This is a genomic window from Pseudomonas sp. Lb2C2 (assembly GCF_052112205.1).
GTDB lineage: Bacteria > Pseudomonadota > Gammaproteobacteria > Pseudomonadales > Pseudomonadaceae > Aquipseudomonas > Aquipseudomonas kilonensis.
In genome coordinates this window covers 1-301 of record NZ_JAUTYW010000034.1, presented here as the reverse complement: position 1 = coordinate 301, position 301 = coordinate 1, and the positions used below count along the sequence as shown (strand labels likewise).

Here is a 301-nt window from a genome sequence, read left to right as displayed (position 1 = left end):
TCTCCAACCAGATGCTGGCCGGTATCGCCCTGATGCTCGCCACCGTGGTCCTGATCAAGATGAAGCGCCAGCGCTACGTCTGGGTCACGCTGCTGCCGGCGAGCTGGCTGCTGATCTGCACCACCACGGCGGGCCTGATCAAGCTGTTCGACGCCAACCCGGCGATCGGCTTTTTGGCCCTGGCACGCAAATACAACGATGCCCTGGCCGCCGGCCAGATCCTGGCCCCGGCCAAGAGCATCGAGCAGATGCAGCACGTGGTGTTCAACGCCTACACCAACGCGACGCTGACGGTGTTGTT

1 protein-coding gene is annotated in these 301 nt (G+C 63.5%); it reads left to right on the top strand.

Features of this window, described 5'->3' with window-relative positions; translation table 11 throughout:
* Positions 1–301: carbon starvation CstA family protein (locus Q7F16_RS30145; RefSeq protein ID WP_409557427.1), on the top strand; the 301-nt coding region annotated here is incomplete at both ends.